General features: G+C 59.0%; 20 protein-coding genes and 1 pseudogene. 15 read left to right on the top strand and 6 right to left on the bottom strand.

Annotation, left to right across the window (positions count from 1 at the left end):
• Positions 1–150: 150 nt before the first annotated feature.
• Positions 151–1,323, top strand: coding sequence for a pyridoxal phosphate-dependent aminotransferase (locus ACRC4F_RS00500; RefSeq protein WP_438657618.1), 1,173 nt, complete (start codon positions 151–153; stop codon positions 1,321–1,323).
• Positions 1,323–2,036, top strand: a complete 714-nt coding sequence (gene sfsA / locus ACRC4F_RS00495; RefSeq protein WP_438657617.1) for a DNA/RNA nuclease SfsA — start codon at positions 1,323–1,325, stop codon at positions 2,034–2,036. Before ACRC4F_RS00500 ends, sfsA begins: the two co-directional genes overlap by 1 nt.
• On the opposite strand, the gene ACRC4F_RS00490 is transcribed toward sfsA, so the two are convergent.
• Entirely contained in the window at positions 2,033–2,350 is a 318-nt protein-coding gene (locus tag ACRC4F_RS00490) for a Rieske (2Fe-2S) protein (RefSeq protein WP_438657616.1), read from the bottom strand. The two genes, sfsA and ACRC4F_RS00490, sit on opposite strands and share 4 nt — an antisense overlap.
• A gap of 166 nt (positions 2,351–2,516) precedes the next feature.
• Between ACRC4F_RS00490 and ACRC4F_RS00485 the strand changes: the two genes are divergently transcribed.
• The 4 genes from ACRC4F_RS00485 to ACRC4F_RS00470 are packed head-to-tail and all read left to right on the top strand — an operon-like array spanning position 2,517 to position 6,063.
• The gene (locus ACRC4F_RS00485) at positions 2,517–3,389 is read left to right on the top strand and encodes a heme/hemin ABC transporter substrate-binding protein (protein WP_438657615.1); all 873 of its coding nucleotides are present in this window, start codon (positions 2,517–2,519) and stop codon (positions 3,387–3,389) included.
• A gap of 50 nt (positions 3,390–3,439) precedes the next feature.
• A complete protein-coding gene (locus ACRC4F_RS00480; protein WP_438657626.1) occupies positions 3,440–4,423 on the top strand; it encodes a FecCD family ABC transporter permease in 984 nt (327 codons plus the stop codon).
• Positions 4,423–5,190: a heme ABC transporter ATP-binding protein gene (locus ACRC4F_RS00475; RefSeq protein WP_438657614.1), complete on the top strand. Its 768-nt coding sequence runs from the start codon at positions 4,423–4,425 to the stop codon at positions 5,188–5,190. Before ACRC4F_RS00480 ends, ACRC4F_RS00475 begins: the two co-directional genes overlap by 1 nt.
• Positions 5,191–5,211: 21 nt before the next feature.
• A complete protein-coding gene (locus tag ACRC4F_RS00470) occupies positions 5,212–6,063 on the top strand; it encodes a ChaN family lipoprotein (RefSeq protein WP_438657613.1) in 852 nt (283 codons plus the stop codon).
• Positions 6,064–6,329: 266 nt separating this feature from the next.
• Here the strand turns inward: ACRC4F_RS00470 and ACRC4F_RS00465 are convergent, their stop codons facing one another.
• From ACRC4F_RS00465 to ACRC4F_RS00455, 3 genes are all read right to left on the bottom strand, one after another.
• Positions 6,330–6,602 carry a TfoX/Sxy family protein gene (locus ACRC4F_RS00465; RefSeq protein WP_003228231.1) on the bottom strand — a complete coding sequence of 91 codons (273 nt, stop codon included), beginning with the start codon at positions 6,600–6,602 and terminating at the stop codon, positions 6,330–6,332.
• 242 nt (positions 6,603–6,844) lie between these two features.
• Positions 6,845–7,189, bottom strand: coding sequence for a pentapeptide repeat-containing protein (locus tag ACRC4F_RS00460; RefSeq protein ID WP_010467624.1), 345 nt, complete (start codon positions 7,187–7,189; stop codon positions 6,845–6,847).
• Between the two features lie 91 nt (positions 7,190–7,280).
• Complete coding sequence (locus ACRC4F_RS00455; RefSeq protein ID WP_438657612.1) at positions 7,281–8,837, bottom strand: AAA family ATPase; 1,557 nt, start codon at positions 8,835–8,837, stop codon at positions 7,281–7,283.
• Between the two features lie 118 nt (positions 8,838–8,955).
• Here ACRC4F_RS00455 and mrcB point away from each other — a divergent pair, with 118 nt between their 5' ends.
• The 3 genes from mrcB to ACRC4F_RS00440 are packed head-to-tail and all read left to right on the top strand — an operon-like array spanning position 8,956 to position 12,366.
• Positions 8,956–11,280, top strand: a complete 2,325-nt coding sequence (gene mrcB, locus ACRC4F_RS00450) for a penicillin-binding protein 1B (RefSeq protein ID WP_438657611.1) — start codon at positions 8,956–8,958, stop codon at positions 11,278–11,280.
• Between the two features lie 16 nt (positions 11,281–11,296).
• The gene (locus tag ACRC4F_RS00445; protein ID WP_438657610.1) at positions 11,297–12,031 is read left to right on the top strand and encodes a tetratricopeptide repeat protein; all 735 of its coding nucleotides are present in this window, start codon (positions 11,297–11,299) and stop codon (positions 12,029–12,031) included.
• Positions 12,031–12,366 carry a YqcC family protein gene (locus ACRC4F_RS00440; RefSeq protein WP_109634863.1) on the top strand — a complete coding sequence of 112 codons (336 nt, stop codon included), beginning with the start codon at positions 12,031–12,033 and terminating at the stop codon, positions 12,364–12,366. The genes ACRC4F_RS00445 and ACRC4F_RS00440 overlap by 1 nt, the downstream gene beginning before the upstream one ends.
• 18 nt (positions 12,367–12,384) lie before the next feature.
• On the opposite strand, the gene ACRC4F_RS00435 is transcribed toward ACRC4F_RS00440, so the two are convergent.
• The gene (locus tag ACRC4F_RS00435; protein ID WP_403108229.1) at positions 12,385–12,798 is read right to left on the bottom strand and encodes a DUF4124 domain-containing protein; all 414 of its coding nucleotides are present in this window, start codon (positions 12,796–12,798) and stop codon (positions 12,385–12,387) included.
• Between the two features lie 399 nt (positions 12,799–13,197).
• On the opposite strand from ACRC4F_RS00435, the gene ACRC4F_RS00430 reads away from it, so the two are divergent.
• The 6 genes from ACRC4F_RS00430 (at position 13,198) to msrQ (ending at position 19,180) form a co-directional block, all read left to right on the top strand.
• Positions 13,198–14,922, top strand: a complete 1,725-nt coding sequence (locus ACRC4F_RS00430; protein ID WP_438657609.1) for an acetolactate synthase 3 large subunit — start codon at positions 13,198–13,200, stop codon at positions 14,920–14,922.
• A gap of 2 nt (positions 14,923–14,924) precedes the next feature.
• Positions 14,925–15,416: an acetolactate synthase small subunit gene (ilvN, locus tag ACRC4F_RS00425; protein WP_003205610.1), complete on the top strand. Its 492-nt coding sequence runs from the start codon at positions 14,925–14,927 to the stop codon at positions 15,414–15,416.
• Positions 15,417–15,464: 48 nt separating this feature from the next.
• The gene (gene ilvC / locus ACRC4F_RS00420; RefSeq protein WP_007948647.1) at positions 15,465–16,481 is read left to right on the top strand and encodes a ketol-acid reductoisomerase; all 1,017 of its coding nucleotides are present in this window, start codon (positions 15,465–15,467) and stop codon (positions 16,479–16,481) included.
• 144 nt (positions 16,482–16,625) lie between these two features.
• Positions 16,626–17,483 (top strand): CDP-diacylglycerol--serine O-phosphatidyltransferase, encoded by an 858-nt coding sequence (gene pssA / locus ACRC4F_RS00415; RefSeq protein WP_438657608.1) that lies wholly within the window; start codon positions 16,626–16,628, stop codon positions 17,481–17,483.
• 63 nt (positions 17,484–17,546) lie between these two features.
• On the top strand, positions 17,547–18,560 hold the full coding sequence (gene msrP, locus ACRC4F_RS00410; RefSeq protein WP_438657607.1) for a protein-methionine-sulfoxide reductase catalytic subunit MsrP: 1,014 nt from the start codon (positions 17,547–17,549) through the stop codon (positions 18,558–18,560).
• Positions 18,560–19,180: a protein-methionine-sulfoxide reductase heme-binding subunit MsrQ gene (gene msrQ / locus ACRC4F_RS00405; protein ID WP_438657606.1), complete on the top strand. Its 621-nt coding sequence runs from the start codon at positions 18,560–18,562 to the stop codon at positions 19,178–19,180. The genes msrP and msrQ overlap by 1 nt, the downstream gene beginning before the upstream one ends.
• A 114-nt stretch (positions 19,181–19,294) precedes the next feature.
• On the opposite strand, the pseudogene ACRC4F_RS00400 reads toward msrQ, so the two are convergent.
• Positions 19,295–19,478, bottom strand: a pseudogene (locus ACRC4F_RS00400) (hypothetical protein); the annotation flags it as partial.

Below are 19,478 nucleotides of genomic sequence, written 5' to 3'. Positions count from 1 at the left end.
AGGCCTGATCAAATATTGATTTTAGTCAAACCTTGGGTACACGCTTGAGTCGTTTGCGGTCAGGGTTATAACGGCTCTGACCGCTTTAGGTTCTCGCTCGTTCCGGCGCTTGGGTAGAATCGATTCTTTTCTCCGTTGTAAGGAAGGCTAATGGCTCAGTCCTACAGTGCCCGCAGTCGCGCAATCGAACCTTTCCATGTCATGGCGCTGCTGGCGCGGGCCAATGAATTGCAGGCCGCGGGTCACGATGTGATCCACCTGGAAATCGGCGAGCCGGACTTCACTACCGCCGAACCGATCATCCAGGCCGGCCAGGCGGCACTGACGGCGGGGAAGACCCGTTACACCGCGGCGCGCGGCATCCCCGAGTTACGCGAAGCGATCTCGAATTTCTATCAACAACGTTACAGTTTGAACATTGATCCGCAGCGAATCCTCATCACGCCCGGCGGTTCCGGTGCGCTGTTGCTGGCCAGCGCCTTGCTGGTCGACCCGGGCAAACACTGGCTGCTGGCAGACCCGGGTTACCCGTGCAACCGGCACTTTCTGCGATTGGTCGAAGGCGCAGCGCAACTGGTGCCGGTCGGCCCGGATGTGCGTTATCAGCTGACGCCGGACCTGGTTGCCCGCCATTGGGATCAAGACAGCGTCGGCGCCTTGGTGGCCTCGCCCGCCAACCCGACCGGGACCATCCTGACCCGCGACGAGCTGGCGGGCTTGTCGGCGGCGATCAAGGAGCGCCACGGTCATCTGGTGGTGGACGAGATCTACCATGGCCTGACTTACGGCACCGATGCCGCCAGTGTGCTGGAAGTCGATGACAGTGCGTTCGTCCTTAATAGTTTTTCCAAGTATTTCGGCATGACCGGTTGGCGACTGGGATGGCTGGTCGCGCCTGAGGCTGCGGTCGGTGAGCTGGAAAAACTCGCGCAAAACCTCTACATCAGCGCCCCGAGCATGGCCCAGCACGCGGCACTGGCCTGCTTCGAACCCGCCACGATCAGCATTCTGGAAGAGCGTCGCGCCGAATTCGGTCGTCGCCGAGATTTCCTGTTGCCGGCCTTGCGAGAGCTGGGCTTCGGCATCGCCGTCGAGCCGGAAGGCGCGTTCTACTTGTACGCCGATATCAGCAAGTTCGGCGGTGATGCCTTCGCGTTCTGCCGACATTTTCTCGAGACCGAGCACGTGGCAATTACCCCGGGCCTGGACTTCGGGCGCTATCAAGCCGGGCATCATGTGCGTTTTGCGTACACTCAAAGCCTGCCGCGCCTGGAAGAAGCGGTCGAGCGGATCGCTCGTGGATTGCGGAGCTGGCAAGGCTGATGCGTTTTCATCCTCCCCTCGAAGAAGGTCGCCTGATCCGCCGCTACAAGCGTTTTCTCGCCGATATCGAAACCGTTGGCGGTGAATTGCTGACTATTCATTGCCCGAACACGGGTTCGATGCTCAATTGTCAGGTAGAAGGCGGTCAGGTCTGGTTCAGCCGCTCCAGCGACCCGAAACGCAAATTGCCAGGCACTTGGGAAATCGGTGAAACCCCGCAGGGCCGGCTGTTCTGCGTGAATACCGGGCGCGCCAATGGGTTGATCGAAGAAGCGTTGCGGGCGGGTGTGATTACCGAACTGAACGGCTTTACCGAGTTGAAACGCGAAGTAGCCTACGGGCAGGAAAGCAGCCGCATCGATTTCCGCCTCGATTACCCGGGCGGGCCAGCGTATGTAGAAGTCAAAAGCGTGACCCTGGGCTTCGACGGCTCATTGGTGGCGGCGTTTCCCGATGCGGTGACGCAACGGGGCGCCAAGCATTTACGGGAGCTGGCTCATTTGGCTCGGGACGGAATTCGTGCGGTGCAGTTGTATTGCGTCAACCTGACCGGTATTGAATCGGTGCGTCCGGCAGAAGAAATCGATTCGGCCTACGCGGCGGCCTTGCGTGAGGCGGTGGCGTGCGGCGTCGAGGTGCTGGCCTATGGCGTGCGATTGACTCACGAAGAGATGGTGGTCGATCGGCGACTGGATGTGCTGCTGAACAGCTAAAAGCTGATCCAGACCCCTTGCTCGTCTTCGCGGCAGGCAACGGTGGTGAGGGATTGTCCGGCGCATGGGCCGGCGACGCATTCGCCGTCTTCGATCAGGAACAGCGCGCCGTGGGTGGCGCACTGGATCAGGCTGTTGCTGGGGTCGAGAAACTGGTCGGGTTTCCATTCCAGCCCGACACCCCGGTGCGGGCAGCGGTTGATGTAGACATAAACCTGACCGCCCCGGCGTACGGCGAAGAGTTTCTGACCGTCGATGTCGAATCCGCGACTGCTGTTGTCAGCCAATTCGGCACCCGTGCAAAGCAGCTTCATGTCGATCCTCAATTCCGCGGCTCGTGACCGGATATGTCCGAGCTTGACGTTCAAATGCAAACAATTATCAAATGGCCGCTTCGCCCGTCGGGTGCAGGTGCCGGATGCCGAGGATACTTGGCCTGTCATCTCGACGCCTGGGAAAAAACTTAAAAGGAAGCTGTTTATGCGCCTGAGTACCCGCGTTGTTGCGCTGTGTGTCGGACTCCTCGTCAGCCACCACGCAGCAGCGGTCGAGTTGCCACAGCGTTGGGTCAGTGCCGGTGGCGCCTTGTCCGAGTGGGTGAGCGCGCTGGGCGCAGAGTCGAAACTGGTCGGGGTCGATACCACCAGTCAGCATCCGCAATCGTTGAAATCGCTGCCGAGCATCGGTTATCAACGGCAACTGTCAGCGGAGGGCATCTTGAGCTTACGCCCGCAGATTCTGATCGGCACCGAGGAAATGGGACCGCCGCCGGTGCTGTCGCAGGTTCGCAGCGCGGGAGTGCAGGTGGAGCTGTTCTCGGCGCAACCCGATCTGCCGACGTTGCAAGGAAACCTCGCGCATCTGGGCAAGTTGCTCGGGGCTGAAGATAAGGCTGCGCAACTGCTCCAGACCTATCAGCAGCAGCTAGAGGAACAGAAGGTCCAGGTCACTCGCGCGCAGTTGAAGGAAAAATCGCCGGGCGTGCTGATGCTGCTCGGCCATGCGGGCGGCAAACCGCTTATCGCTGGCAAGGACACCGCCGCCGATTGGTTGATCCAGCAGGCCGGTGGACACAATCTGGCAACGCATACCGGTTACAAACCCTTTTCTGTTGAGTCGCTGGTCAGTCTCGACCCCGACGTGCTGGTGTTTGCCGACCGGGCGCTGACCGGCGATGCCGCGCGTGCGGCGTTGTTCAAGGAAAACCCGATTCTGTCCTCGACTCGCGCGGTCAAGGACGGGCGCGTCATGGAGCTTGATCCGACCTTGTTGGTGGGTGGATTGGGACCGCGTTTGCCCGATGCGTTGAAAACGCTGTCTGACGGCTTCTTCCCCGGTAAAGCCCCGCAATGACCATTCTGGTTAAACCCCGTGCCCTGTTCATCGGTCTGAGCCTGCTGTGTTTGCTGGCGATCTGGTTGTCGTTGGCGCTGGGACCGGTGAGCCTGCCGCTATTCGATACCTTGCGGGCGGCGTTGCGAATGATCGGTTTGCCTATCGCTCCGGATGGACTGCAACAGGCTGAACTCATCCTCGGGCAAATCCGCCTGCCTCGAACCTTGCTGGGTTTGGCGGTGGGTGGTGTGCTGGCGCTGTCCGGCGTGGCCATGCAGGGCTTGTTCCGTAACCCGCTGGCGGATCCGGGGTTGGTCGGCGTGTCCAGCGGTGCTGCGCTGGGTGCCGCTATCGCGATTGTCGGCGGTTCGGTGTTTGGCGGTCTGCCTGAATCGTTCGGACCTTATCTGTTGTCGGCGTGTGCATTTCTCGGCGGCCTGGGTGTGACGGCGCTGGTGTATCGGCTGGGTCGACGCAACGGCCAGACCAACGTCGCGACCATGCTTCTGGCCGGTATCGCGCTGACTGCGCTGGCAGGTTCCGCGGTTGGTTTGTTCACCTATCTGGCCGACGACGCGACTTTGCGCACGCTGACGTTCTGGAACCTGGGCAGCCTCAACGGCGCCAGTTATTCGCGGCTCTGGCCATTGCTGTTGGTGAGTGCTGGTGTGGCGCTCTGGTTGCCGCGCCGGGCCAAGGCCTTGAATGCGTTATTGCTGGGCGAATCGGAGGCCGGTCACTTGGGCATCGACGTCGAAGGGCTCAAACGTGAACTGGTGTTCTGCACTGCGCTGGGGGTTGGTGCGGCAGTGGCGGCGGCGGGAATGATTGGCTTTGTCGGTTTGGTGGTGCCGCATTTGGTGCGGCTGCTGGCCGGTCCTGATCATCGGGTGTTGTTGCCGGCCTCGGTGCTGGCGGGTGCCAGTCTTCTGTTGTTTGCCGATCTGGTGGCGCGGCTTGCCCTGGCGCCGGCGGAATTGCCGATCGGGATTGTCACCGCCTTCATCGGTGCGCCGTTCTTTCTGTATCTATTGCTCAGAGGGCGTGCCTGATGTTGCGAACCCAGCACCTGCAAGTCCGTCGAGGCACAAAGATCGTTCTGACGGACATCACGCTTGAGCTCAAGGCAGGCGAAGTGCTTGGCGTCTTGGGCCCTAACGGTGCCGGCAAAAGCACCTTGCTCGGCGCCTTGTGCGGTGAGTTGAAGGCTGATCACGGCAGCGTCTGGCTCGATGATCGCGAGTTGAGTCATTGGACCGGTACGCAACGGGCCCAGCGGCTGGCGGTATTGCCGCAGGTGTCGACCCTGGACTTCGCCTTCCGTGTCGAAGAAGTGGTGGGCATGGGCCGATTGCCTTACCAGAGCGGACGGGTGCGGGATGACGAAATCGTCGCCGCCGCCTTGCACGCTGCCGATGCGGGACACCTGAGTGGTCGCAGCTATCTGGCCCTGTCCGGCGGCGAACGTCAGCGGGTGCATCTGGCGCGTGTGCTGGCGCAGCTCTGGCCAGGCGAAGCAGGGCAGACGCTGTTACTCGACGAGCCGACGTCGATGCTCGATCCGCTGCACCAGCACACCACCTTGCAAGCGGTGCGCGAGTTCGCCGATCACGGCGCTGCGGTGCTGGTCATCCTGCATGATCTGAACCTGGCGGCGCGCTATTGTGATCGCCTTTTACTGCTCGAAGGTGGGCGGCCGGTGGCGCTTGATACACCGGAGCAGGTTTTGCGTCCTGAACCCCTCAAAGCCGTATTCGGGCTGGAAGTATTGGTGCAACAGCATCCGGAGCGCGGGCATCCGCTGATCATCGCCCGCTGAACATTTCATCGAGGTGAGAATATGCGTGTGATTGTGCTGTTGGCGCTGCTGGTCGTGAGTGGTTGCCAGCACCTCTCGAATCCGCCGCCGGTTACTGGTGAGATTCGTGACCTGCGCAGCGGTCAGGTCCTGACACCTCGGGAACTGGTCGCACGGCTGGCCGAGCCGTCGCGGCTGATCGTCGGCGAGCAGCATGACAATCGTGATCACCATCAACTGCAATTGTGGTTGTTGCAGGCGCTGGGCGAGCGTCGACCCCAGGGCAGTCTGCTGCTGGAAATGCTCACGCCGGATCAACAACCGCGCATCGATGACGTACGCCGTGCCTCGACGATACCCGCAGATTTGCCCGGCGCGTTGAACTGGCAGTCGGGGTGGGACTGGAATCTTTACGGGCCGATCGTGGGCTTTGTGCTGACTCAACCGTACCCGCTGCTGGCGGCCAATCTGGACAATCTTGAAGTTCGCACCCGATATGCCAAGCCGCCGACATTGAGCGGTACGCGCTCCAACGCTCCGTCGGTCAAGGATGAGTTGCTCGCACAGATCAATGACTCCCATTGCGGCCTGCTGCCCACCTCGCAAATGCCCGCGATGCTGGCGGTCCAGCAGCAACGTGATCGGCGGATGGCCGAGCGTTTGCTGACGGCACCGACGCCTTCGCTGCTGTTTGCCGGCGCCTATCACGCGCGCAAGGACGTCGGCGTGCCAATCCACGTGCTGGATCTTGGAGAGCCTGATGCCCCCAGGGTTTTAATGCTGGCGGAACAGGGCAGCGAGGTCAAACCGGCCATGGCTGATTACGTCTGGTACACACCTGCCACGCCGGCTCAGGATTACTGCGCGCAAATGCGTAAGCAGTTCGGGAAGTAAACGGACGACTTTTCCGCGGGCAAAAAAAGACCCGGCAAGAGCCGGGTCAAATAACCGTGATTAGCCTGATGAGGAGATATCTGAGAGTCCGAACCAAGGGCTTTTCAAATATCGACCAGTCTCGCGACCAGTTGTGATAATCATAGCGATTCTCATTACCAAGTCAACCGCTGTTTTTTGATTTCTTTGCAGTCCCCTGCTTTCTTGCACAAAAGCCCCCGTCATCATTACACCTGAGGCGTTAATCCTGAGGAGAACCAGCCTGCTCAGTTTTTGTGACGGGACGAGATGGCTTCCAGTTGTTTGTTCAAGGCATCTTTGCGTTCAGCTGGAATGTCATTCCAGTGCACGTCCATCAGCGCGCCTTCGATCGCATACAACAACACCTTGGACGCCCGAAACCCGCGCGTACGCACGGCCCGATAAGCATCCACCGCTCCCAGGCGGCGCAAGTCCGACGCGCTGTGGATGCCCACGGCATGCAGCCACTGTGCCGACGTCTTGCCAAGATTCTTCAGGTGTTGCAGTTCATCATTCATCAAGCCTCCTTGCGACGGCCGAACGGTGCGTGGGCGAGCCTCTCAGGAGTGTAGCCATCAGTAGGAAAAGCGTGATTGTTTGGTCGGTTTCGACGCAAAAGCTTCTAAGAAGAAGCTCTAAGTGCTGTGTGAACGTCTGCGGGAGCAGTAGGAGGAGGCGCGGAGGAATCAACTTTCCCGACAAAAAATCCAGCGTCCAGCGCTAAGCGGGGGCGCTGGACTTGTCAGGGTGAACGTCGTTTTTAGCGGGTGCGATAACGCAGGCGAGTACCAAAATTCATCGACATCAGAATCTCGTCAGCGCTCAGTTCCGGCGGAAAGTAAGCGCCGGAGATCTGGGCGTGAGCCAGGCTCGCACCTTCCAGGCATGAGTTGCGAAAGTCGATGCCGCGCAAATCGGCAGAGCGGAAATAGGCATCGGTGAAATCGACGCCGTCGGCGTTCAGCTCGCGCAGGTCCAGGCCGCGAAAATCGCCGCCGACCATGTCGACAGAGGCATGACTGGCGCGCTCGGCATTGAAGCCTGCGATATCGTCTTTGTGCAGCAAGGCATAAAGCGGGGTGTCGAGAAGTTTCGGCTGGCTCATGTCGCATCACCTGATGGTTTTATGACGCCAGTATAGTGCCACTATTTGACGGCCGTGAAGCCGGTGAAGGCTCCACGGCTGAAATAGTTTTTTACAGGCCCGGCATGCGCTGGCGGATCTGCGCAACGACGGTATCGAGCGTCCCGCTTTCATTGGTCTGGACGCGTTTGCTGCACAAAATCTCGGCAGGCGTCAGTGACTCACGGCTCGCTTGTTGAGCGGCGATAACGGCGAGGTTGGCGTCGGACGGATCCTTTTTATCTGCCTGACGCAACGCCAGCCAGCTCTCGATGACCGCTTGTGGTGCATTGCAATCAAGGATCAGGAACGGAGCGCCGGTGGCTTCGGCGATTTTCGCCGCGCCGTCGCGCTGGTCGCACTTGAGGTACGTTGCATCGATGACCACCGGGAAGCCGGCACGCAGAATCACATCGGCAACTTCATGCAGGCGGCTGTAGGTGGCAGCGCTGGCGTCTGCACTATATATGCCGGCCTGCGGATCGTTCGGTACGGCCTGTTCGCCGAACATGCGCTTGCGCTCGACATCTGAACGCAGGCGAATCGCACCCAGCGCTTCCACCAGACGCATGGCGACGTGGCTCTTGCCGACAGCGGAAACACCGTGGGTAATGGCCATGAAACGCGAAGGAATGGTGCTGTAGCTTTCCGCCAGGTTGGCGTAGTTGCGGTATTGACGCAGGGTGGTGGCGCGTTGCACCGGGTCGGCCTCGGCCGGCATGCTGAACAGGCTGACCTTGGCGCGAACCAGAGCGCGGTAGGCCTTATAGAAGTTCAGCAGCTCAAGGCCCTGATAGTCGCCGGTCAGTTCCAGGTACTGGCTGATGAAGCGACGCGCGAGGCTCTTCAGGCCGCGGTCTTCAAGGTCCATTGCCAGGAAGCCGGTGTCCGCGTAAACGTCGGTGAAGCGGAACGGTTCGTTGAACTCGATGCAGTCGAAGATTACGACCTTGCCGTCGATCACGGTGGCGTTGCCCAGGTGAATGTCACCGTGGCATTCGCGGATAAAGCCTTCAGCCTTGCGCTGGGCAAACAGCGGCTTGAGGCGTTCGAAGCTGCTTTCGGCCCAGGCTTGCAGGGCATCGAGTTGCAGCAGATCGGCCTTGTCGCTGAGGAACGGACGGATCTGCTCGAAGTTTTGGCGTACCGGCGCCATCACGCTGTCCGGGGTGCCAGCTTCGTGTTCGCTTGGTACTTTCGGTGCGTTGAGGTGGAACTGAGCGATCTGCACGGCCATCTCGTCGATGTGCGCGGTGGTCAACTCGCCATTGGCTTGCAGAGTGCTGAGCAACTGGCTCTGTGGGAATTGACGCATTTTCAGTGCGAAATCGACTACCGGACCCTCACCGCCCAGTTGCGGTGCTTCTTCGCTGCCGGTGATCGGCAACACTTCCAGATACAAATCATCGGTCAGGCGCTGGTTAAGGCGCAGCTCTTCGCCGCAGAAATGCTCACGAGCGTCGAGGCTGGTGAAGTCGAGGAAACCGAAATTCACTGGCTTCTTCACTTTATAGGCAAAGGGGCCTGTGAGGATGACCCAGGAGATATGGGTTTCGATGACCTGGAACCCGTCTACCGGATGCGGATAGAGGGCCGGGTTTTGCAGGGCGGCGATCAGGGACTGGCTCACAGGCGATCCTTCAAAGACTGGGGAAAATTCACGGCCGCCATTATGGCTGCAAGTCCGCCTGACGCAAACCTCGGAGGGCTCCTGTTGAGTATGAATAAAGTGCGTATAATCCGCCGCCATGACTCGTACTCGATCCCCCCGCACCCCAAAAAAACCACCTTCCAAGGGCCTGAGCCCCTGGCTGGGCTGGGCCCTTAAACTCAGTCTGGTCGGCCTCGTGGTGCTCGCCGGGTTCGCGGTGTACCTCGACGCCGTGGTCCAGGAGAAGTTCTCCGGCAAACGCTGGACCATCCCGGCCAAGGTGTATGCACGCCCGCTCGAGCTGTTCACCGGCCAGAAGCTGAGCAAGGAAGATTTCCTGACCGAGCTCGACGCCTTGGGCTATCGCCGCGAAGCCGTGAGCAACGGCCCCGGCGCTGCGGCCGTCAACGGCAACACCGTCGACTTGAATACCCGTGGCTTCCAGTTCTATGAAGGCCTGGAGAACGCTCAGCCGGTGCGCGTGCGCTTCTCCGGCGACTATGTGGCCGAACTTTCGGCGACCAACGGTTCGAAGCTTTCCGTCGTGCGGCTGGAGCCTCTGCTGATCGGCGGAATCTACCCGAAAAACCTCGAAGACCGGATTCTGATCAAAATCGATCAGGTCCCGCCATATCTGCTGGAAACCCTGGTGGCCGTGGAAGACCGGGATTTCTATAGCCACTGGGGCGTGTCACCGAAGTCGATTGCCCGTGCCGTGTGGGTCAATACCTCCGGTGGCAGAATGACTCAGGGCGGCAGTACGCTAACCCAGCAGTTGGTGAAGAACTTCTACCTGACCAGCGAGCGCAGCCTTACCCGCAAACTCACCGAAGCCATGATGGCGATGCTGCTTGAGCTGCATTACGACAAACGGGAAATTCTTGAGGCGTACCTCAATGAAGTGTTCGTCGGTCAGGATGGGCAGCGCGCGGTGCACGGTTTCGGCCTGGCCAGCCAGTTCTTCTTCGGGCAGCCATTGTCCGAGCTGAAACTGCATCAGGTCGCCATGCTGGTGGGGATGGTCAAGGGGCCGTCCTATTACAACCCGCGCCGCAATCCGGAGCGGGCGCTGGAGCGACGCAATCTGGTGCTCGATGTGCTTGAGCAGCAAGGCGTCGCCACTGCCGAGCAGGTCGCCGCCGCGAAGAAAATGCCACTGGGTGTGACGACGCGCGGCAAGCTGGCGGACAGTTCTTTCCCGGGCTTCCTCGACCTGGTCAAACGTCAGCTGCGTGAAGACTACCGCGACGAAGACTTGACCGAAGAAGGCCTGCGGATCTTCACCAGTTTCGATCCGATCCTGCAGATGAAGGCCGAGGCGTCGGTCAACGACACCTTTAAACGCCTGGCCGGGCGCAAGGGCTCCGATGAGGTTGAAGCGGCCATGGTCGTGACCAACCCGGAAACCGGCGAAGTCCAGGCCATGATCGGCAGCCGTCAGGCGAGTTTTGCCGGCTTCAACCGGGCGCTCGATGCGGTGCGCCCGATCGGCTCGTTGATCAAGCCGGCGGTTTATCTGACCGCCCTTGAGAAACCGAGCCAGTACACGCTGACCAGTTGGCTGTCGGACGACTCCTTCTCGGTCAAGGGCGCGGACGGACAGGTCTGGAAACCGCAGAACTACGATCGCCGTTCCCACGGTACGGTTTTCCTGTACCAGGGCCTGGCCCATTCCTACAACCTGTCGACGGCGCGTCTCGGGCTGGCGGTTGGCGTACCGAATGTTCTGAAAACTTTGGCGCGCCTGGGTGTCAGTCGCGAGTTCCCGGCGTTTCCCTCGATGTTGCTGGGGGCCGGTGGCCTGACGCCGATCGAGGTGGCAACCATGTACCAGACGCTGGCCAACGGCGGCTTCAATACGCCGATGCGCGGGATTCGTAGCGTACTGACCGCCGAGGGCGAGCCGCTCAAGCGTTATCCGTTCCAGATCGAGCAGCGTTTCGACCCGGCCTCCATTTACCTGATCCAGAGCGCCATGCAGCGAGTCATGCGTGAAGGTACCGGCAGTTCGGTTTATAACGTGTTGCCGAAAACCCTGACCCTGGCGGGTAAAACCGGTACCAGTAACGACTCCCGAGACAGTTGGTTCGCCGGTTTCAGTCAGGACTTGCTGGCGGTGGTCTGGCTGGGTCGCGATGACAACGGCAAGACGCCGTTCACCGGTGCCACGGGTGCATTGCAGGTCTGGACCAGTTTCATGCGCAAGGCCGATCCGCTGCCGCTGGACATGCCGCAGCCGGACAACATTGTTCAGGCCTGGGTTGATTCGCGTACCGGGCAAGGTTCCGAAGGCAGCTGCCCAGGTGCCGTGCAGATGCCGTATATTCGCGGCAGCGAACCGCCTCCCGGCGCTGCTTGCGGTGGCGAAAGCCCTGCTTCCGGCGAAACGGTGATGGATTGGGTCAAGGGCTGGATGAATTAAGCAAAGAGGGTTTCAAGTGAACAAGTGGTTGATTCCAGCGGTTACCGTCGTGGCTTTGCTCAGCGGTTGCTCCTCCGTACAGCGCGGCTCGATCCCGGTTGTGGATTCCGGCAGCGCTGTCTCCAACAGTGAGCGCGTATCGGCCAATGGCGGTTTCCGTCAGACGACGTCAAAACGTCCTGTGCAAGCTCAGACTCAGGCGATTCCACAAGGTGACACCGGTGTCGTCGTGATGGTCCCGGGTGGTGGCGCAGTGGCGTCGGCCCCGATCAGCACTGGGCCGATTACGCCTGGCCCGATTACCCCAGGCCCGATCGACACCTCGCCGGTGCAGTCGGCACCGGTCAATCAGGGCAGCTACAGCATGCCGTCGACACCGAGCGGGATTCCTTCGGCGAACTCCGGTGGCTTGTCTGCCGATGAACAGCTGGATGGTCCGGTACTCGCGTTGTTGACCACGGCTCAGCAGCAACAGGCCGGCGGTGACCTCAATGGTGCGTCCTCCAGTCTCGAGCGCGCCCAGCGTGTTGCACCGCGTGAGCCGCAAGTACTTTATCGTCTGGCTCAAGTGCGCATGGCCCAAGGCGATGCGGCCCAGGCTGAACAGTTCGCTCGTCGTGGCCTGACGTTCGCCAATGGTCGTCCGGCGCTTCAGGCCAGCCTGTGGGAATTGATCGCCCAGGCGCGTGAGAAGCAGGGTGATTCCGCAGGTGCTGCACTGGCTCGTCAGAAGGCCAAGGTTTCGCTGTGATGGACGCACGTTTTCCGAAGATTGCCGAGCAGCTATTGTTGATCGAGCGTGAGTTGCGGATTCAGGGCTGGTGGGATGAGGTTTCGCCCTCCGCTGAAGCGTTATCCAGCGTCGAGCCGTTTTCGGTGGATACGCTGGATTTCGAGCAGTGGCTGCAATGGATCTTCCTGCCGCGGATGAAGATCATCCTCGAACAGGACCTGCCGCTGCCCAACGCGTCGGGGATCCAGGAGATGGCCGAAATGGTCTTCGCCGCCCGCAATGTCCAGGGCAAGGATCGCTATCTGCAGGTCTTGCTCAAAGAGTTCGATCTGTTGATCACCGCCTCTCGCTGAATCGGACCCTGCCAGTTCCTACTGGCAGTTATCAGCAATCTGTTTCTGTGCTTCGGTAGTGCGCTCCTGACGTTGCTCATCGGTCAGGCGGCGCCTCTCACCGTCGACATCCTCCCGCAATCGCGGATTGTTCTGCAGCTGGGCCAGGTTCGTCCGCGCCTGCTCGCAGAATACCTTTAGCTGGGCTTGCTGCTCGGCGACCTGCTTTTTCACTGTGTTGTCGATGGCCTGCTGATCGCCAATCGCCGTGCTGCGCGTTGGCGCGGCGGGTTTGCCGGCGGGCGGGGAGGGCGTCAGCACCGTGGTGGCCTCCTGGCCTTGCGGTGGTTGCGCGTCGAAGTGGGTCACGCCCTGGGCGTCGACCCATTTATAGATCTGACCGGCCATACACAAAGGGCTGACCAGCAGACTGACCATCAAGAACGTTCGCATGCCATTTCCTTGCCAGAGTTGCGCAATTGAAGCTAACACAGTTGCGGTTTAGCGGTTTTTTCTTGCTTTCTCATGTGCTTACTTCAATAAAGCACATAGACGGCTTGACTTGCAGGGGACGAAACAGAAGAATCCAAAGTCCGCTGTAGAGGGACTGCCAGAAGCAGGCCCACTCAGCAGATCATGAGGCGCACATCCGCGCCGACCTGTTACACCCGCAACGCGTTACCTCGCGCTGGGTGGGAAAGGCCCGCAACACTTGGGACGATCCCAATACTTGCTCAGTCAGTGCTGACGTAGTCGGCGACCACCGTCGCTCATGCTCTGCTGAGAAGTAAACCTATTAAGACCCGTCCTCTTTTATGTGGGCGGTATTCTGGCGTTTTAGAGGTGAACAACGTGGAGCTTTTATCTGGCGGTGAGATGCTCGTCCGCTTTTTGCGTGACGAAGGCGTTAAATATATCTATGGGTACCCGGGCGGTGCCGCATTGCATATCTATGACGCGCTGTTCAAAGAACCAGCCGTTCAACATATTCTCGTTCGTCATGAGCAGGCTGCCACTCACATGGCTGACGGCTATGCGCGCGCCACCGGCAAGGCCGGCGTCGTACTGGTGACCTCCGGTCCCGGCGCGACCAACGTCATTACCGGTATTGCCACGGCGTACATGGACTCGATCCCGATGGTGATCCTGACTGCCCAGGTGCCTAGCACCATGGTCGGTACCGATGCCTTCCAGGAAACCGACATGATCGGTATCTCCCGGCCGATCGTGAAACACAGTTTCATGATCAAGCATGCTTCGGAAATCCCGGAGATCATGAAAAAGGCTTTCTACCTCGCGCAATCCGGTCGTCCTGGTCCTGTCGTTGTCGACATCCCGAAAGACATGACCAACCCGGCCGAGAAGTTCGAATACGTCTTCCCGAAAAAAGCCAAGCTGCGTTCATACAGCCCGGCGGTTCGTGGCCACTCGGGCCAGATCCGCAAAGCGGTGGAAATGCTGTTGGCGGCCAAGCGGCCGATCATCTACGCCGGTGGCGGCGTCATTCTGGGCAACGGCTCCGCGCCGTTGACCGAGCTCGCGCAACTGCTGAACGTGCCGGTCACCAATACCTTGATGGGCCTCGGCGCCTATCCGGGCGGCGACCGTCAGTTCCTCGGCATGCTCGGCATGCACGGCAGCTACACCGCCAACCTGGCGATGCACCATGCGGACGTGATCATGGCCGTGGGCGCGCGTTTCGATGACCGTGTTATCAACGGTGCATCGAAATTCTGCCCAAGCGCCAAGATCATCCACATCGATATCGACCCGGCTTCGATCTCCAAAACCATCAAGGCCGACGTTCCTATCGTAGGTCCGGTGGAAAGCGTATTGACCGAAATGGTCGCTACCTTCAAGGAAATCGGCGAGACCCCGAACAAGGACTCGGTTGCTGCCTGGTGGAAGCAGGTTGAAGAATGGCGCGGTGATCGCGACATGTTCCCTTACAACAAAGGGGACGGCAGTATCATCAAGCCGCAGACCGTTATCGAAACCCTGCACGAAGTGACCAAGGGCGATGCCTACATTGCGTCTGACGTGGGTCAGCACCAGATGTTCGCGGCGCAGTACTACCGCTTCAACAAGCCTAATCGCTGGATCAACTCCGGCGGCCTGGGCACGATGGGCTTCGGTTTCCCGGCAGCTATGGGCGTGAAACTGAGCTTCCCGGAAGCGGACGTGGCTTGCGTGACCGGTGAAGGCAGCATCCAGATGAACATCCAGGAGCTGTCCACTTGCCTGCAACATGACCTGCCGGTGAAGATTATCCTGCTCAACAACGGCGTGCTCGGCATGGTCCGTCAGTGGCAGGACATGAGCTACGGCGCGCGTCACTCGCACTCCTACATGGAATCGTTGCCGGACTTCGTCAAGTTGGCCGAAGCCTACGGTCACGTGGGGATGCGCATCACGGACTTGAAGGATTTGAAGCCGATGATGGAGCAAGCGTTCGCGATGAAGGATCGTCTGGTGTTCATCGACATCAAGGTCGACGCCGGTGAACACGTCTACCCGATGCAGATCAAAGACGGCTCCATGCGCGATATGTGGCTGAGCAAGACGGAGCGTACTTAATCATGCGACATATTATTTCCCTGCTTCTGGAAAACGAACCCGGTGCTCTTTCTCGTGTAGTCGGCCTGTTCTCGCAGCGCAATTACAACATCGAAAGCCTGACGGTGGCCCCAACCGAAGACCCGACCTTGTCGCGTCTGACGCTGACCACTGTCGGCCACGATGAAATCATCGAGCAGATCACCAAGAACCTGAACAAGCTGATCGAAGTGGTCAAACTGGTCGACCTGTCGGAGAGTGCTCACATCGAGCGCGAACTGATGCTGGTCAAGGTCAAGGCCACCGGCGCCCAGCGCGCCGAGATCAAGCGCACCACCGATATTTACCGTGGGCAGATCGTCGATGTCAGCGCTAGCGTGTATACCGTTCAATTGACCGGTACCAGCGACAAGCTCGACAGCTTCATTCAGTCCATTGGCACCGCATCGATCCTGGAAACCGTCCGTAGTGGCGTAACCGGTATCGCTCGCGGCGACAAAGTACTCAGCATCTAAACCAAATTAGCGAACGGCCTGAACGGCCTGGATATATAGGGGAATTTCATGAAAGTTTATTACGAAAAAGACTGCGACCTGTCGATCATCCAGGGCAAGAAAGTTGCCATCATCGGTTACGGTTCCCAGGGCCACGCTCAAGCGTGCAACCTGAAAGACTCCGGCGTTGACGTTACTGTCGGTCTGCGCAAAGGTTCGGCCACTGTTGCCAAAGCCGAAGCCCACGGCCTGAAAGTGACCGACGTTGCTTCCGCTGTTGCGGCGGCCGACCTGGTCATGATCCTGACCCCGGACGAGTTCCAGTCTGCCCTGTACAAGAACGAAATCGAGCCGAACATCAAGAAAGGCGCCACTCTGGCCTTCTCCCACGGCTTCGCGATCCACTACAACCAGGTTGTTCCTCGCGCTGACCTCGACGTGATCATGATCGCGCCGAAAGCACCGGGCCACACCGTGCGTTCCGAATTCGTCAAAGGCGGCGGTATCCCTGACCTGATCGCTATCTATCAGGACGCGTCGGGCAACGCCAAGAACGTTGCTCTGTCCTACGCCGCTGGCGTTGGTGGCGGTCGTACCGGCATCATCGAAACCACCTTCAAGGACGAGACCGAAACCGACCTGTTCGGCGAACAAGCCGTTCTGTGCGGCGGTACCGTTGAACTGGTCAAGGCCGGTTTCGAAACCCTGGTTGAAGCTGGCTACGCGCCGGAAATGGCCTACTTCGAATGCCTGCACGAACTGAAGCTGATCGTTGACCTCATGTACGAAGGCGGTATCGCCAACATGAACTACTCGATCTCCAACAACGCTGAATACGGCGAGTACGTGACTGGTCCGGAAGTGATCAACGCCGAGTCCCGTCAGGCCATGCGCAACGCCCTGAAACGTATTCAGGACGGCGAATACGCCAAGATGTTCATCAGCGAAGGCGCGACCGGCTATCCTTCGATGACCGCCAAGCGTCGTAACAACGCCGCTCACGGTATCGAAATCATCGGCGAGCAACTGCGCTCCATGATGCCGTGGATCGGTGCCAACAAGATCGTCGACAAAGCTAAAAACTAAGTCGCGCACTTGTACGGAAAACGCGGCTTAGGCCGCGTTTTTTCGTTTGGGTGACCGGTTCTGGTATAAAGCTGCATCGTTTGCGGCCGAACCGTCGTCCCAGACACCTGTCGAAACTTTCCACCCCGTTGCAAGGTAATGTCCATGAGCGAACGTCCCGAAGAGCCAAACAAGGCTTCTGACGCCGAAAGCCTGCTGCCCATCGATGAACATATCGAGGAAGGGCATGACGCTGAAGGCCGTAAAGTCCGGCATCGTGGTATCTATCTTCTGCCGAATCTGTTCACCACAGCGAACCTGTTCGCAGGGTTTTATTCCATCATCAGCTCGATGAGCGCCCAGAGCGCCTTGAGTGCCGGTGATGCAATTGGCGCGAGCAAGTACTTTGCGTTTGCCGCGATCGCGATTTTCGTCGCCATGGTGCTCGACGGCCTCGATGGGCGCGTTGCCCGCATGACCAATACCCAGAGTGCCTTCGGTGCCGAATACGACTCGCTATCGGACATGGTCGCCTTCGGTGTTGCACCTGCCTTGCTGGCGTTTGGCTGGGCCCTGGGTGATATGGGCAAGGTCGGCTGGATGGTTGCCTTCATCTATGTGGCTGGTGCAGCGTTGCGTCTGGCGCGCTTCAACACTCAGGTTGGTACCGCCGATAAACGCTATTTCATTGGCCTGGCCAGTCCGGCTGCCGCGGGTGTGGTAGCGGGAATTGTCTGGGCGTTCAGCGACTACGGCATTCAGGGATCCAAGATGTCGTTCCTGGTTGCGCTGATGGTTGCCGCCGCCGGCATGCTGATGGTCAGCAACATCAAGTACAACAGCTTCAAGGAGCTGGACTTGAAGGGGCGAGTGCCCTTTGTCGCGATCCTCGCTGTCGTGCTGGTGTTTGCCGTGGTATTCAGTGATCCACCGCGCATTCTGCTGCTGGTTTTCCTCGCTTACGCGGCGTCTGGCCCGGTGCAATACCTGTTGCATCTTCGTCGGCACAAAAACGCCGAGTGATGTAATTTCCCTCATACTCCGCAGTCTATTGGTGCATCTGTCCTCCAATGCTGCGGAGTTGCCATGCTGATCAAAGTCCCCAAAACGTCTGACTGCCATGAGTCGGACGTCACGCCTGAATCCTTCTATCTTTCTCGACGCAATCTATTGGGTGCAGCCGCTGCCGGTCTGGCTGTGAGCAGTCTGCCGCGTTGGGCCAGTGCTGACGAAGCTGCTCGTTACGCAGATGTCGAGCCTGGCAAGGCACCTTCCTGGTTTGCTGAAAAGCTTCCTTCTACCAAGTGGGGAGCGGTCAACGTCAAGGATGAGGCGATCACGCCATTCAAGGATGCAACCCACTACAACAACTTCTATGAGTTCGGCACGGATAAAGGCGACCCTGCTGCCAACGCGGGATCGTTGAAAACTGAGCCTTGGACTGTGGTAGTGGACGGGGAGGTGGGCAAGCCGGGGCGGTATGCGCTGGAAGACTTCATGAAGCCTTATCAGTTGGAGGAGCGGATCTACCGTCTTCGCTGTGTTGAGGCCTGGTCGATGGTCATTCCCTGGATCGGTTTTCCCCTTTCGGCTTTGCTGAAGGAAGTCGAGCCGACGTCGAAGGCTAAGTTCATCCGCTTCGAAACGCTGCAAGATCCCAAAAGCATGCCTGGGCAACGGTCTGGTTTCGCCCTGATCGAGTGGCCTTATGTAGAGGGTTTGCGCCTGGACGAAGCTATGAATCCGTTGGCCATTCTTGCGGTGGGCATGTATGGGCGCGAACTGCCGAATCAGAACGGGGCGCCGCTGCGTTTGGTGGTGCCTTGGAAGTATGGCTTCAAGAGCGTCAAATCCATCGTGCGAATCAGTCTGGTCAGCGAACAGCCGAAAACCACCTGGCAAAGCATCGCAGCGGATGAGTATGGTTTCTACGCGAATGTGAATCCTACGGTTGATCACCCGCGCTGGACTCAAGCGCGGGAGCGTCGTTTGCCGAGCGGTCTGTTTAAGCCCAATGTTCGGGATACGCAAATGTTCAACGGCTACTCGGATGAAGTCGCTTCTCTCTATACAGGGCTCGATCTGCGGAAGAACTACTGATGCGTTATCCGTTTTGGCGAATTGGCGTCTTTATAGCGGCTGCTATCTGGCCTCTGCTTTGGTTGTATCAGGCCTGGCAGGATGTCTTGGGTCCCGATCCGGGCAAAGTGCTGGTTGATCGATTGGGGCTGGGGACGCTTGTCCTGCTATTGATAACGTTAAGCATGACACCTCTGCAGAAGCTCACCGGTTGGGCAGGGTGGATTGCTGTGCGGCGGCAACTGGGGTTGTGGTGTTTTGCTTATGTGGTTTTGCATTTGAGCGGCTATACGGCGTTCATCCTTGGATTTGACTGGTCGCAGCTGGGTGTCGAGTTGCGCAAGCGGCCGTACATCATTGTCGGAGCGCTGGGGTTTCTTTGTTTGTTGGCGTTGGCGGTGACCTCCAATCGTTACAGTCAGCGACGCCTGGGTGTTCGCTGGAAGAAGCTGCATAGGCTGGTTTATGTGACCCTTGGGCTTGGATTGCTGCATATGTTGTGGATTGTTCGTGCCGATCTGAAGGAATGGGCTATCTACGCTTCTATTGGCGCGCTGTTATTAGTAATGCGCATTCCTCCGGTTGCTCGCCGAATCCCGCGTCTAATAGCTAAAAAGACGCCTTCTGCAAGAAAAGCATAATTAGGGGTTGACGGCAGATTCTGGAAGTCTATAATTCGCCCCACTTCCGGCGCAGTCGAAACGGAAAACTCCTTGGTAAACAAAGAGTTACGCAGTTTTCGGCAGCGAGTTGCTTCAGGTCATCGAAGCCCAGAAGGAGTTGATCAGGCGAGGTTGTAGGGCTTGATTGACGGTTCGATCTTCTCGGTCGAAAGCGGAGAAAAAGAGGTGTTGACAGCAGCGAGTAACGCTGTAGAATTCGCCTCCCGCTAACGAGAGATCGGAAGCGCAAGTGGTTGAAGTTGCAAAGGAAACTTTG

The organism is Pseudomonas sp. (genome assembly GCF_051660785.1).
Classification (GTDB): domain Bacteria; phylum Pseudomonadota; class Gammaproteobacteria; order Pseudomonadales; family Pseudomonadaceae; genus Aquipseudomonas.
Note: the sequence above shows the minus strand (reverse complement) of the source record. Positions and strands in the feature narration are given on the sequence as shown.

Bases quoted from the DNA above. Each gene is read 5' to 3' on its own strand.
- ACRC4F_RS00500 (WP_438657618.1), top strand. From the start codon at position 151: ATGGCTCAGTCCTACAGTGCCCGCAGTCGCGCAATCGAACCTTTCCAT.
- sfsA (WP_438657617.1), top strand. From the start codon at position 1,323: ATGCGTTTTCATCCTCCCCTCGAAGAAGGTCGCCTGATCCGCCGCTAC.
- ACRC4F_RS00490 (WP_438657616.1), bottom strand. From the start codon at position 2,350: ATGAAGCTGCTTTGCACGGGTGCCGAATTGGCTGACAACAGCAGTCGC.
- ACRC4F_RS00485 (WP_438657615.1), top strand. From the start codon at position 2,517: ATGCGCCTGAGTACCCGCGTTGTTGCGCTGTGTGTCGGACTCCTCGTC.
- ACRC4F_RS00475 (WP_438657614.1), top strand. From the start codon at position 4,423: ATGTTGCGAACCCAGCACCTGCAAGTCCGTCGAGGCACAAAGATCGTT.
- ACRC4F_RS00470 (WP_438657613.1), top strand. From the start codon at position 5,212: ATGCGTGTGATTGTGCTGTTGGCGCTGCTGGTCGTGAGTGGTTGCCAG.
- ACRC4F_RS00465 (WP_003228231.1), bottom strand. From the start codon at position 6,602: ATGAATGATGAACTGCAACACCTGAAGAATCTTGGCAAGACGTCGGCA.
- ACRC4F_RS00460 (WP_010467624.1), bottom strand. From the start codon at position 7,189: ATGAGCCAGCCGAAACTTCTCGACACCCCGCTTTATGCCTTGCTGCAC.
- mrcB (WP_438657611.1), top strand. From the start codon at position 8,956: ATGACTCGTACTCGATCCCCCCGCACCCCAAAAAAACCACCTTCCAAG.
- ACRC4F_RS00440 (WP_109634863.1), top strand. From the start codon at position 12,031: ATGGACGCACGTTTTCCGAAGATTGCCGAGCAGCTATTGTTGATCGAG.
- ACRC4F_RS00435 (WP_403108229.1), bottom strand. From the start codon at position 12,798: ATGCGAACGTTCTTGATGGTCAGTCTGCTGGTCAGCCCTTTGTGTATG.
- ilvN (WP_003205610.1), top strand. From the start codon at position 14,925: ATGCGACATATTATTTCCCTGCTTCTGGAAAACGAACCCGGTGCTCTT.
- ilvC (WP_007948647.1), top strand. From the start codon at position 15,465: ATGAAAGTTTATTACGAAAAAGACTGCGACCTGTCGATCATCCAGGGC.
- pssA (WP_438657608.1), top strand. From the start codon at position 16,626: ATGAGCGAACGTCCCGAAGAGCCAAACAAGGCTTCTGACGCCGAAAGC.
- msrP (WP_438657607.1), top strand. From the start codon at position 17,547: ATGCTGATCAAAGTCCCCAAAACGTCTGACTGCCATGAGTCGGACGTC.
- msrQ (WP_438657606.1), top strand. From the start codon at position 18,560: ATGCGTTATCCGTTTTGGCGAATTGGCGTCTTTATAGCGGCTGCTATC.